Source organism: Roseateles sp. UC29_93 (assembly GCF_042695725.1).
Taxonomy (GTDB): Bacteria; Pseudomonadota; Gammaproteobacteria; order Burkholderiales; family Burkholderiaceae_C; genus Roseateles; species Roseateles noduli_A.
Genome location: NZ_CP170545.1, coordinates 4,139,735 through 4,152,148 on the forward strand (window position 1 = coordinate 4,139,735; position 12,414 = coordinate 4,152,148).

The following is a 12,414-nucleotide window of genomic DNA, read 5'->3' on the forward strand; positions in this document are numbered from 1 at the left end:
GGGCTCAGCCCGCCGACATGTGCGGCCGCAAACGCTCCAGCCGATCGCGCGCGATCTGCTCCTGGCCCTGGCGCAGGATCACCGGCTCGACCATCCGGAACAGCATCCGTCCTCCCCAGCCGGGGCGTCCGCCGCGATCGACACGCCGCTGCAGCCAGCCCAGCCACCGCAGCGCGATGCCGAGCAACGCGGCCTCGATGAAGCCGGTCAGCGAGGTGAGCGTGCCGAAGGCCGACACCACCGCCACCAGGACCAGCACCGGTCCCCAATAGGCATCGACGACGCCGGCCACCGCCGCGGGAAGATGCTCGTACAGCCAGGGCGTGCCGCTTTTGGCCCATTCCAGCGCCAGCGGATGCACCGGCAATGCCGCGCCGGTCTGGCGCGGGTAGTCGCCCGGATCGGACACCAGCGTCTGGCCCTTGTGCACCTCGTTCATCGCCTGCAGCAGCGCATAGAGCACGGCGGGATGGAGGTCCTCGCGGACGACGACGTTGACCGTCGCGCCCACCAGCGACACGTCGCGCGGCGGCAGCGGCCCCTGCAGATCGAAGGCGCCGCGCACCAGCGTCGCGGGCTTCAGGTAGTCCAGGTTGCGGGCGATGCCCCGGCTGTCGCTCAGCGAGAACATCTGCAGCCCCGGATCGACCGCGAGCTTGCGCACCAGCGCGTTGTCGGGCGCCAGCATGAAGAAGCCGGCCTCGTGCTCGCCGCGCTGCAGCGCGTCGACGGCCTCGCTCATCTGCCGGAATGAGAAGGTGGCATTGGCCGCGCTGACGCCGTAGCGCGCCAGCACATCGTGGGCGGCTTGCGCGGTCGCGCTCCCCTCGAGCGGCATGACCAGTCGGCGGCCCTTCAGGCCGGCCAGCGTGGCCGGTTCCGACCCTTCGCGGCGCAGGAACAGGAACAGCGGCTGCAGTTCGACCACGCCCGCCGACAGGACCTGCGGATGCCGCGCCGCATCGACGCGCTGCGCGGTGAAGCCGATGTGCACGCCGGTGCTGGACGTGTCGAGCTTGTCGATGATGCGCAGGCTGTCGTTCTGGTTGCGCACCTCGGCCTGCAGGCCATGCGCGCGCAGATGCTCGGCGTAGCGGTGGGCATGGTTGTCGAACGATCCACCGGGCGGCCCCGCCTGGATGACGACGCGCTGCGGCGGCAACGCACGTCGGACGCCGCCCGACACTGCCCAGCACAGCGTCGCCAGCACGATCAGAACCCAGAGACTCAAGCGCGACATCGTGACCTCCCGGACTGCGCCATCGCGGCGCCGTGGCCATGATGATTGCCAACGCCGCGTCTGGCGCGGCCCACGGCGCGATCGCGGCATTCCGGAGGTGAAGAATCAGATCGGTTCCTAGGCCGACGGTGCGATCCGTTGCGAAGGCGCCGCAAGGCGCAGGCCCGATTCAGACCGTGACCGCGCTGGTGCCGTGCCGGTGCTCTCGACGATGTAGCTGAGCGGCCAATCGCGGGGCGTACCTCCGGGGCTGGAACTCCGGCTGGCGCCTACTCACGCTCGATGGGGGAGCCATCGCTTCTGGTGAAACGGCGTCCGCTACCGTCGTGATGCAGGACCACGTCGTGGTCCGGGTAGTGGACGGTCCCTGTCAATGCCCGGGTGCCCACAACGAGGTACACGGCCTCGGAGGTGGTTCGATTCTCCAGGCAGTGAGCCACAGGCGACCCCGCGGCCCAGGCGGCGGCCTCTCCGGCATGCAGAACGGACTCTTCGTTCTCGATGAGCACCAGCTCGCCGGAGAGCACGTACACGAATTCATCTTCCGTTTCGTGCCAGTGTCGATGCGAGGAACGAGAACCCGCCGGGAGGCGTTCGAGCCGCGCGCCGAACTGCGTCAGGCCGGCCTGGTCACCGAGGACAAGCTCGGCATAGGGACCATCATTCTGTCCGGAGAAGCGATTGACGACGCCGGGATGGTCGGTCCAGAGAGCGGTATTGAGCTTTGGCATTGCAGCGGCTCGGTGATGCGCGGGCTGGGAGGCGATGCGCGGGCCGGGTGTTCGGCGCCTTGAATCGCGAATGTACTAGCGCGGAGCCGGACCGACCGACTTGATGCAGCAATGCAGTGATGTCGCGCGGACTCTATCCGGCCGAGACGCGTAGACGCGGCTGAATCCGTTCAACGTCCCCAGCGCTTCGGGGCTCGTCCTCATCCACGGCAATCACTTGCTCCGCGGCTCGCAGATAGGCCAGCGCCGCGTCGGGATCGCGTGAGCCACGCGCCACCTCTTCCAGCGAACCGGAGCGGCGCAGCGCCTTGTTGAGCTCGGGCACCTCGTCGCCCAGCTTGCGGGCCGCATCCAGCGCGCTCATCAGGTCGAGCAGGCCGCCGTGCTTCGGACGCGAGACGTCGGGGCACAGACGGCGCACCAGCTCCGGCTGCGTGCGCAGCGCGTCGGCCAGCGCGATGGCCTCGCGGTCGCGCAACGGGGCGAGGTGGCCGGTGCCGTGCAGCAGCATCGGCGCCACCGCGCGCAGCAAGCGCGAGGGCAGGTTGGCGTAAAGCTCGCGCAGCAGCGTCGCGGCCTCGTACAGCTGCAGACGGATCGCCGCGCGCGCCACCGGCAGCGTCGCCGGGTCGTTCTCGACCTGGTAGCGCCACACGCAGGCGGCCGCGAGGTAGAGCGCGGCGAGCACGTCGCCCAGGCGCGCCGACAACAGCTCCATGCGCTTGAGCTTGCCCCCCAGCAGACCCATGGCGAGGTCGGCGGTAAGCGCGTAGCGGGCGGACAGCGAGGCGATGAGCGTCGCCTCGGCGCGCAGGTCGACCGGCGGCTTCCCGCGCAGCGGCGTGTGCGCCAGGCTGCGCCAGAGGTTGCGCATCACATGGCCGACATGGCCCGCGAGCGCGCGGCCGAGTCGCTCCTCGTCCTTGGCCTGCACGGCCGACATCTCTTCCAGCACGAAGGGATGGCAGCGCGTCGCGCCCTGACCGAAGATGATCAGCGCCCGCGACAGCAGGTTGGCGCCTTCCACCGTGATCGCGATGGGCGCATGGCGGTAGGCCACGCCCAGCAGGTTGCGCGGCCCGGAGATGATGCCCTTGCCGCCGAGCACGTCCATGCCGTCGTTGACCGCGCGGCGTCCCGCCTCGGTGAGCTGCACCTTGAGGATGGCGCTGGCGACGCTGGGCTGCTCGCCGGCATCGAGCGCCGCGGCGGTGTAGCGTCGCGCGGCATCGGTGGCGTAGAGCCGCGCGGCCATCTGCGCGGTGATGCCCGCGATCGCGTGGAATCGTCCGATGGGCAGGCCGAACTGCTCGCGCACCTGGCCGTAGCCGTTGACCACGAACAGCGCCGTCTGCTGCATCGCCGCGCCCAGCGCCGGCAGCGAGATGGCGCGGCCGGCGGCCAGGCATTCCATCAGCATGCGCCAGCCCTGGCCGACACGTTCCTCGCCGCCGATCACCCAGTCCATGGGCACGAAGACGTCCTCGCCACGGATGGGGCCGTTCATGAAGGCCGAGTCCATCGGACGGTGGCGGTGACCGATCTCCATGCCGGGCGTGGGCACGGGCAGCAGCGCGCAGGTGATGCCGAGTTCCTGCTGACCTTCGGGCCGCGAGGGATCGATCGCCTGGAAGGCGAGGCCCACCACGCTGGCCACCGGCGCGAGCGTGATGTAGCGCTTGTCGAAGCGCACGCTGAAGCCACGCACCGAGCGGCCGTCGATGACGCGCTCGGTGAGTACGCCGCGGTCGGGGATGGAGGCGGCGTCCGACCCCGCGTACGGCGAGGTGAGGCCGAAGCAGGGCAGTTCGCGGCCATCGGCCAGGCGCGGCAGGTAGTGCTGCTGCTGGGCCGGCGTGCCGTAGCGCAGCAGCAGTTCGGCCGGGCCCAGCGAATTGGGCACCATCACCGTCACCGCGCAGGCGGTGTTGACGGTGGCGATGCGGGTCACGACCTCGGCATGCGCGTAGTGGCCGAAGCCCAGGCCGCCGTATTCCTTGGGAATGATCATCCCGAAGAAGCGGTGCTCGCGCAGGTACCGCCACGCCTCGGGCGGCAGGTCGCCGGCCGTGTCGATGGCGTGGTCGTCGAGCATGCCGATGAGCGTGCGCACCTCGTGATCGAGGAAACGACGCTCCTCGTCGGTGAGGCGATTGGGACCTCGCGCGATCAGCACATCGAAATCGGGCTGGCCGGCGAAGAGCTGGCCCTCGAAGCCCACCGTGCCGGCTTCGAGCGCGGCACGTTCCGTGTCGCCCATCGCGGGCAAGGCCTTGGAGAAGGGCGTCATCGCCAGGCGCCCGAGGAGTCGGTGGAATCCCATAGGCAGAGCCTAGGTCCCCGTGCCCGGCGGCGACGTCGGCCTGGAACGCAGGCGCGCGTAGGACGCACGGCCACGATGGGCGGCCGCCAGGCACGCGGGAGCCGGTGGCACACTCCGCCGACCTGTTCAGGAGGGGCGCATGGGTTTTGTGACGACGCGCAACATGGCGCGCGACTACGACGTCATCGTCGTCGGCTCGGGTGCCGGCGGCGGCCAGACGGCCTACACGCTGGCCCTCGAGGGCGTGAAGGTGCTGATGCTGGAAGCCGGCCGGTACTACGACTTCCGCACCGAGACGCCGATGTTCCAGGCCTCGCACGACGCCCCGCTGCGCGGCGCGGGCACGCCGGACAAGCCCTTCGGCTTCTACGACGCGACCGTGGACGGCGGCTGGCAGGTGCCGGGCGAACCCTACACGCAGGCCTCCGACAACGAGGAGCAGCGCTTCGACTGGTGGCGCGCCCGCATGCTGGGCGGCCGCACGAATCATTGGGGCCGCATCTCGCTGCGCAACGGGCCCTACGACTTCAAGCCGCACAGCCGCGACGGCCTGGGCTTCGACTGGCCGATCGGCTATGAAGACCTGGCCCCGTACTACGACAAGGTCGAGATGCTGGTGGGCATCTACGGCAGCAACGAGGGCCTGGAGAACACGCCCGATTCGCCCGACGGCTGCCTGCTGCCCGCGCCCGCCGCGCGCGTGGGTGAACGCCTCATCGCCCAGCGCGCCGGCAAGCTCGGCATCCCGGTGGTGCCCATCCACCGCGCGGTGCTGACCGCGAAGCTCGACGACACCCGCCTCCCCGCGCTGCTGCATCCCGGCAACCCGCGCGCGCAGGCGCTGGTCGCGCAGTCCATGCGCGAGCGCGCCGCCTGCTTCTGGGCCACGCCGTGCTCGCGCGGCTGCTCCATCGGCGCGACCTACCAGAGCCCTGCGGTGCATCTGCCGCCGGCGCTCGCCAGCGGCAATCTCGACGTGCTGTGCGACGCCATGGTCTACGAGGTGACCACCAAGGACGGCAAGGCCAGCGGCGTGCGCTTCGTCGATCGCAAGACCGGCAAGCACATCGAGGCCAGGGGCCGCGCCGTCGTGCTGTCCGCCAGTGCCTGCGAGTCGGTGCGCATCCTGCTCAACAGCAAGACCAGCGCCTACCCGCAGGGCCTGGCCAACAGCAGCGGCAAGGTCGGCAAGTACGTGATGGACACCGTCGGCAGCGACCTGTCCGGTCAGGTGCCGCTGCTGGAGAACCTGCCCCCGCACAACGAAGACGGGGCAGGGGGCTCGCACATGTACGCCCCCTGGTGGCTGTACGGCCAGCAGGGCAAGGGCTGGGCCGAGAAGGGCCTGGGTTTCCCCCGCGGTTATCACATCGAGCTGGGCACCGGCCGCCGAATGCCCGGCGCCAGCACCGGCGCGAACCTGGAGTGGCTGACGAAGGGCAGCTACGGCGCGACGTTCAAGCAGGACGTGCGCCGCACCTTCGGCTCGTTCGTGTACCTCTCTGGGCGCGGCGAGATGATCCCCAACGAGCACTCGTTCTGCGAGATCGACCCGACGACGAAAGACCGCTTCGGCATTCCCGTGCCGCGTTTCCACTGGCAGTGGGCCGAGCACGAAACCCGCCAGGCCGCCCACATGCAGAAGACCTTCGCCGAGATCATCGCGGCCATGGGCGGCCGGGTGCTCGACGGCGGTCCCGAGCTGGACGGCCGCAAGGCCATCGCGCCCGGCGGCTCGATCATCCACGAGGTCGGCGGCGCCATCATGGGCGCGGACGCCAGGACCTCCGTCACCAACGGCTGGGGCCAGACCTGGGACGTGCCCAACCTGTTCCTGTCCGACGGTGCGCCTTTCGCCTCCAACGCCGACAAGAACCCCACGCTGACCATCATGGCGCTGGCCTGGCGCCAGGCCGACCACATCGTCGACCGCTTCCGCAAGAAGGAGCTCTGAGCATGGACCGCAGAACGACCCTGCAATGGATGCTGGCCGCCGCCGCGGCGCTCAGCGTCGACGTGTCGGCCGGTGCCACGCCCGCCACCAAAGGCGGCAAAGGCGGCAAAAGCGGCAAAAGCGGCAAAAGCGGCAAGGCGGGCATCGGCGGCAAGCCCGAGGGCTACGGCACCGACCCCACGCTGACGAAGAGCTACCAGGCCGGCGAGCTGTGGCCGTTGACTTTCAGCGCCGCGCAGAACCGCACCGCGCAGGCGCTGTGCGGCCTCATCATCCCGGCCGACGACCAGTCGCCCAGCGCCGCGCAATTGCAGGTGCACCGCTTCATCGACGAATGGGTCAGCGCGCCGTATCCCAACCAGGCCAAGGACAAGCCCGTCATCGTGAATGGCCTGGACTGGCTGGAGGCCGAGAGCCACAAGCGCTTCGGCGGCAAGCGCTTCGACCAACTCGACGTCGCCCAGCAATCGCAGATCGCCGACGACATCTGCTGGACCGAGACCGCCAAGCCCGGGTTCGCCACCGCCGCGCGCTTCTTCAAGCGTTTCCGCGACCTGACCGCCGGCGGCTTCTACACGACGCCCGACGGCATGAAGGACGTCGGCTTCGTCGGCAACATCCCCTCCGTCACCTTCGACGGCCCGCCCCTCAAGGTCCTGCAGATCGTTGGAGTCGCCTGATGCGCATTGCCCCCGTTGTCGCCGCGGCTGCTGCCGCCTTCACCCTGTCCGCCACTGTCCACGCCGCCGACATGCCCAACACGCTCACCGCCGAAGAGACCGCCGCCGGCTGGCAACTGCTGTTCGACGGCAAGAGCCTGGACCACTGGCGCGCCAGCGACCAGCCCGGCTCCTTCAGCGTGAAGGACGGCGCCATCGTCGTCCGCGGCCCGCGTTCGCACCTGTTCTACATGGGGCCGGTGCAGCAGCACGACTTCAGGAACTTCGAGCTGAAGGTCGACGTGATGACCTTCCCCAAGGCCAACTCCGGCGTCTACTTCCACACCAGGTGGCAGGAGGTGGGCTGGCCCGAGCTGGGCTACGAGGTGCAGGTCAACAACTCCCACAGCGACCCCAGCCGCACCGGCGGCCTGTGGGGCGTGCAGGACTACCTGAAGGTCGTGTCGCCGGACCACCAGTGGTTCACGCTGACCGTGCGCGTCGAAGGCAAGCACGTCACGACCTTCGTCAACAGCGAGAAGACGGCCGACTACACCGAAGAGGCGCCCCTCGTCCGCAAGAAGGGCCTGGAGAAGCGCTACCTGGCCAGCGGCACCTTCGCGCTGCAGGGCCACGATCCGGAGAGCGAGGCGCACTTCCGCAACATCAAGGTGAAGGTGCTGCCCTGACGGATCGGGAGTGCGAAGACGCGGAGGCGTTCAGCGTCCCTTCTGGCCCTGCTGGCCCTGCTGGCCCTTCTGGCCCTTTTCCACGTCCATCTTGCTGTCCGGATCCAGCGTGCGCACGAGGTAGCGCGTGCGCGCGTCGAAGGACCCGCGGGCGATGACGACGCCGGGGTTCTCCGCGTGATAGACCGCCGCCTCGAGGATCACCGGGTCCTTGGACGGCGCGATCAGCCAGCCGCCCGGTGCCACCTTGGGCAGCGGCGAGCACGGCATCGGTCCGGTGTGTTCCGCGATGCCCTTCTCGGGATACCAGATCACGCACTGGCCCTTCTTGAGCGGCAGCAGCGGCGCGGGGATGCGGTTCTTCGCCGTCACGTTGAAGTAGGAGTTGTCCTGCCCCGGCGCGGCGCGGCCGACGTCCCGCTCGGGGTCCGAGGCCTTGCCGACGGACTGGGCCGCGGCACCGAGGCCGGTCAGCAGGGCGGCAGCGCCGAGGACGGCGGCGGCCAGGTGGCGATGGGTCATGACGATCTCCTGTTGTGCTGGCGGCCTCCTCCTGAGGCCCTCGCCGACAACAGGCAACCGGCATGCCAGCGCCGCGGTGCCGGGGAACCCGGCCCGGCGTGCCCGGGCGCCCGACCTATCATCGTGCCCGCGCCGCCGGCAGGGAGTGAGCAGCCGGCGCGTCCACGACGACTTCGGAGCCGCCTGCAATGACGCCTCTCTCTCCGGCCCGCCACCCGACCCCCGGCGCCGCGACCTGCCACAACTGTGACCTGTCGCTCCAGCCGGGCGGGCACTTCTGTCCCCATTGCGGTCAGGAGGCGCATCTGCATGCGGCCTCGATGCGGGAGTTCATCCATGAGTTCGTCGGCCACTACGTCGCGCTCGAAGGGCCGTTGTGGCGGACCTTGTGGGCGATGCTGTTCCTGCCGGGGCGTCTGACGCGCGAGTACTTCATCGGCCGGCGCCGGCGCTATGTCCAGCCACTGCGCCTGTACCTGAGCCTGAGCTTCGTGTTCTTCATCGCCGTGCATCTGCTGCCGGGCGATCACATGCTCACGGTCAAGCGCGACGAACAGGCCATGGCGCAGGCGCGTCAAGGCAGTTGCTCCAGCCCGGGCAGCACCTGCAGCTGGTGGGAGCGCCGCCTCGACCACGTCGGCGAGCGTCTGGCCGGCGGCTCCGTCGCGCAGGTGCAGAAGCGCATGGACAAGCTCGCCCCCTACGCGATGCTGCTGATGCAGCCGGTCTTTGCCGGCCTGCTGGCGCTGATGTTCCTGCGACGGCGGATGAAGTATGCGGAGCACTTCGTCTTCGCGCTGCACCTGCATGCCTGCTGGTTCGTCGCCTATCTGCTGGCGCTCGTGATGCCCGCGCTGGCGACGGTCATCGTCGCGCTGGTGCTGCTGCATGGCGTGATCGCGCTGCGGGTCGTCTACGGCACGAGCTGGTGGGGCGGGATCTGGCGTGGCGGGCTGCTGGCGGGGCTCTATCTGCCGCTGCTGCTGATGGGCGTCGTGGGACTGGTGATCGGGGCGGCGCTGCTGGCTTGAGCGGTCGGCCGGTCAGTGGCTGGCGTCCAGCAGCTCCTGCATCACCTGCTCCAGCTCGTTGAACTCCACGGGCTTCACCAGGTGGGCGTCGAAGCCCGCGGCCGCCGTGGCGTCGCGATCGGAGCGCTGGCCCCAGCCGGTGATCGCGATCAGCGCGAGCGGCTCGGCGCCGCGCGTCGCTCTCAGCCGCCGCGCGACGTCCGTCCCGGAGAGCCCCGGCAGCCCGATGTCCAGCAGCACCACGCGCGGCTGCGTGTCCTCGAACACCGCCAGCGCCTCCTCGCCGCTGTACGCGACCGTCGCGCGATAACCGACGCCGCGCAGGACCTCGGCCAGCGTGTTGGCCGCGTCCACGTTGTCGTCGACGACCAGGACCAGGGTCTGCGCCTGCGTCGCCGTCGGGCGTGTCCCGTCGCCGCCGGCCCCGGGCTCGTTCGCGTGCGGGGTCTGCCCGTTGTCCGCCAGCGGCAGGGTGACCGTGAAGCGGCTGCCGTGCCCCAGGCCCTCGCTCGCCGCGGTGATCGTGCCGTTGTGCAGCTGCACGAGCTGCTTCGACACGGCCAGGCCGATGCCCAGCCCCGACGGCGCCGCCCCGCGCGCGTCGATCCGCGTGAAGAGCTCGAAGACCCGCGGCTGCATCGCCGGCGCGATGCCCACGCCCCGGTCCGTCACCGTGATCTGCGCCCGGTCCGCGACCACCGCCACGTGCACGTGCACCTCGCCCGGCTCCGGGCTGTACTTGGCCGCGTTGTCCAGCAGGTTGCCCAGCACCTGCTGCAGCCGCGTCGGATCGCCGTCGACCGGCACCGGCGTCGGCGGCAGCGACAGCGTGACGCGGTGCTTCATCTCGCTGTACAGCGGCTCGATCGCCTCCAGCGCCTGCCTCACCACCGTGCGCAGGTCGATGACCTGTCGCTTGAGCTCCACCACGTTGCGCGTGATGCGGCTCATGTCCAGCAGGTCGTCGAGCAGCCGCGCCATGTGCGCCGACTGCCGCGCGATGATATCCGTGGCCTGCGCGCGCGTGTCGTCGGACGACGACTGCCGCAGCATCGCCACCGCGTAGCGGATCGGCGCCATCGGGTTGCGCAGCTCATGCGCCAGCGTCGCGAGGAACGAGTCCTTGCGTTCGCTCTCGCGGCGCAGTTCCTCCTGCGCGGCGGACAGCTCGGTCACGTCGACCGTCGCGCCGATCACCCGCTGCACCTGCCCGTCGTGCGCCGTGATCGGCCGCAGCGAGGTCAGCAGCTGGTAGGTCCTGCCGCCGTGCGTCGTGCGCTGCGCCAGGTTCATCGCCTGGCCTGTGATCACCGCCTCGCGGACGATGCCGGCGAACTCCGGCTCGCCGACCAGGCTGCCGACCTCCGCGCCGATCAGCGCCTCGCGCGTGAAGCCCATCGGCGTGTTGAAGGCCCAGGTGTAGCGGCCCTGGACGTCGCATTCCCATGCCATCACCTTGCCGCTCTGCAGCGCGAGGTGGAAGCGCTCCTCGGCCGCCTGGCTCGCGCGCAGCGCCTCCTGCTGCGAGGTGACGTCGACCGCGACCCCGTAGGCATGCACCGCGCGGCCCTTCGCGTCCAGGCTCACGTAGCCGTCGAACTGCGTCCACACGACCTCGTCGTTGTCCGCGCGGGTGATCGGGCAGGCCAGGCTGAAGCGGCCGCCGCTCTCCGTCGCGTAGCGGTAGCGGTCGCGGAAGCGCGTGGCGTCCTGCGCGGACATGCCGGCCAGCATGTCGTCCATCGACGCCCAGTTGCGCCCGAACAGCTGCTTCGCGCCGCCGCCGGTGGTGGCGAATCCGGTGACCGCGTCCCAGTCCCAGGTGATCATGCGGCCCGCCGCCAGCGCGAGGTTGAGACGGCGCCGGCTGTTGCGCTCCTTCTGCATCAGCCGGCCCGCCCACGCCGAGACCGTCGCGACCAGCGAGCCGGTCAGCAGGAACAGCACGACCATCGCCGCGTCCGCGAACGAGTTGACCGGGAACATCTGCCCGACCGGCTCGATCCAGAAGTAGAGGATCGCCAGGCTGGCCGCCACCAGGAAGGTCAGCGCCGGGGCGAGGCCGCAGACCAGCCCGACGATCACCAGCGACGGGAAGTAGGGCAGCAGCGGCTCGCGGCTGTTGAGCGCGGGCTGGAGGAACAGGTTGAGCCAGGTCGCGGCGACGAAGACAAGCACCGCCGCGGGCCAGCGTAACCAGAACCTCTCGATCACCATCTCCCTGCCCCTCCCCCGTGCTGCCGCGGCGCCGCTTTGGGCGCACCGCGTCGTTGCAAATCCTCGCCATAGCCCCGCTATGGCTCCGGTTTGCGCCTAGCGCTGCATCCCAAATCGGAGCCGCGTCAGCACGGGGGAATCATGCGGGACTTTCCTGTGGGGCGAGCATACAGAGGGCGGGCGGGGTTCGAACGCTCAGCGTGTCCCCGACGTGTGTCGAGGGATGACAGCGGTGACTGGGGGGGGGAGGGTCAGGACCGGCGCGCGCGTCGCCGCGCCAGTCCGCCGACCGTCAGCAGGCCGGCAACCATCAGCGCGTAGCTCGACGGCTCGGGCACCGCGCTCGCAGTCAGGAAGCCGCGGATCTCGCCGCCCGGCGCGAAGGTCGAGTGCACGTTGAGGTAGGCACTGCCGCCCGCCAGCCCCGTCGACAGCGCCGCGAAGGCGCCCGCGATCGTGCCGCCGTTGGCGTTGATGAAGGCCGCGTTCCAGCTGCTGGTCTGCGTCAGGTCGAAAGTCTGGTCGTAGCTCCCGGAGCTCACGCCGAGCGGGAAGTTCGGGAAGGTCGGCGTCGTCGTCGCGACGCCCGCGTTGCCGGCGCCCGCCACCGCCGTGCAGCAGTGGATGTGCGCCGCCGTCGTCGTGCCGGTCAGCCCGGCGAAGCTGACCTGCACGCGCATCGTGAAGTCGTCGTCGTTGAAGGTCACCCGCGCCAGCCCGGTGCCGGCGGAGGCGTTCGACGGGAACTCGGCCGCGCCGCTCAGCGGCGCGGTGTAGACGATGTCGTGCGCGACGGCGGGCATCGCAAGGCTCGCGGCCGCGATCGCCAGCGCCGCGAGGGGCAAGGACTTCATGGACTTCAAGCACTTCATGGACGTCGTCATGACGGTCTCCTGGGTTCGGCTCCGCAACGGGCTGCGCGGAACTCAGGCGGCGGTATACGTCGATGCCATCGGGCTTGTGCGCGACCGGCAGCCCGGCGTGGGGAGATGAAGTCCCTGGCGGGGACGGGAGGCAACCGGATCGCTGAAATCAGGCACACGGTCTG

11 protein-coding genes are annotated in these 12,414 nt (G+C 70.1%); 5 read left to right on the forward strand and 6 right to left on the reverse strand.

All coding sequences use genetic code 11. From position 1 onward, the window contains the following. Positions 1 to 4: 4 nt before the first annotated feature. The 3 genes from ACFJIX_RS19295 to ACFJIX_RS19305 all read right to left on the reverse strand — a co-directional run bounded on the left by ACFJIX_RS19295 (position 5) and on the right by ACFJIX_RS19305 (position 4,294). Positions 5 to 1,231 (reverse strand): TAXI family TRAP transporter solute-binding subunit, encoded by a 1,227-nt coding sequence (locus ACFJIX_RS19295; protein ID WP_377153850.1) that lies wholly within the window; start codon positions 1,229 to 1,231, stop codon positions 5 to 7. 278 nt (positions 1,232 to 1,509) lie between these two features. Continuing rightward, positions 1,510 to 1,971 (reverse strand): cupin domain-containing protein, encoded by a 462-nt coding sequence (locus ACFJIX_RS19300; RefSeq protein WP_377153852.1) that lies wholly within the window; start codon positions 1,969 to 1,971, stop codon positions 1,510 to 1,512. 133 nt (positions 1,972 to 2,104) lie between these two features. Beyond that, on the reverse strand, positions 2,105 to 4,294 hold the full coding sequence (locus ACFJIX_RS19305; RefSeq protein ID WP_377153854.1) for an acyl-CoA dehydrogenase: 2,190 nt from the start codon (positions 4,292 to 4,294) through the stop codon (positions 2,105 to 2,107). A gap of 139 nt (positions 4,295 to 4,433) precedes the next feature. Here ACFJIX_RS19305 and ACFJIX_RS19310 point away from each other — a divergent pair, with 139 nt between their 5' ends. From ACFJIX_RS19310 to ACFJIX_RS19320, 3 genes are read left to right on the forward strand one after another with little or no spacing between them, the layout of a single operon-like run. Further along, a complete protein-coding gene (locus ACFJIX_RS19310) occupies positions 4,434 to 6,248 on the forward strand; it encodes a GMC family oxidoreductase (protein ID WP_377153856.1) in 1,815 nt (604 codons plus the stop codon). 2 nt (positions 6,249 to 6,250) lie between these two features. After that, entirely contained in the window at positions 6,251 to 6,928 is a 678-nt protein-coding gene (locus tag ACFJIX_RS19315; RefSeq protein WP_377153857.1) for a gluconate 2-dehydrogenase subunit 3 family protein, read from the forward strand. Beyond that, the gene (locus ACFJIX_RS19320) at positions 6,928 to 7,596 is read left to right on the forward strand and encodes a DUF1080 domain-containing protein (RefSeq protein ID WP_377153858.1); all 669 of its coding nucleotides are present in this window, start codon (positions 6,928 to 6,930) and stop codon (positions 7,594 to 7,596) included. Before ACFJIX_RS19315 ends, ACFJIX_RS19320 begins: the two co-directional genes overlap by 1 nt. A 30-nt stretch (positions 7,597 to 7,626) precedes the next feature. Here the strand turns inward: ACFJIX_RS19320 and ACFJIX_RS19325 are convergent, their stop codons facing one another. After that, positions 7,627 to 8,118, reverse strand: coding sequence for a hypothetical protein (locus ACFJIX_RS19325; RefSeq protein WP_377153859.1), 492 nt, complete (start codon positions 8,116 to 8,118; stop codon positions 7,627 to 7,629). A 188-nt stretch (positions 8,119 to 8,306) separates the two neighbouring features. Between ACFJIX_RS19325 and ACFJIX_RS19330 the strand changes: the two genes are divergently transcribed. After that, positions 8,307 to 9,149, forward strand: a complete 843-nt coding sequence (locus tag ACFJIX_RS19330; RefSeq protein WP_377153861.1) for a DUF3667 domain-containing protein — start codon at positions 8,307 to 8,309, stop codon at positions 9,147 to 9,149. 12 nt (positions 9,150 to 9,161) lie between these two features. Here the strand turns inward: ACFJIX_RS19330 and ACFJIX_RS19335 are convergent, their stop codons facing one another. Together ACFJIX_RS19335 and ACFJIX_RS19340 are read right to left on the reverse strand one after the other, a co-directional pair. Beyond that, a complete protein-coding gene (locus ACFJIX_RS19335; protein ID WP_377153864.1) occupies positions 9,162 to 11,366 on the reverse strand; it encodes an ATP-binding protein in 2,205 nt (734 codons plus the stop codon). Positions 11,367 to 11,617: 251 nt separating this feature from the next. After that, on the reverse strand, positions 11,618 to 12,220 hold the full coding sequence (locus ACFJIX_RS19340) for a CHRD domain-containing protein (RefSeq protein ID WP_377153867.1): 603 nt from the start codon (positions 12,218 to 12,220) through the stop codon (positions 11,618 to 11,620). On the opposite strand from ACFJIX_RS19340, the gene ACFJIX_RS19345 reads away from it, so the two are divergent. Then, entirely contained in the window at positions 12,219 to 12,359 is a 141-nt protein-coding gene (locus tag ACFJIX_RS19345) for a hypothetical protein (protein WP_377153869.1), read from the forward strand. The two genes, ACFJIX_RS19340 and ACFJIX_RS19345, sit on opposite strands and share 2 nt — an antisense overlap. The last annotated feature ends 55 nt before the right edge of the window (positions 12,360 to 12,414 follow it).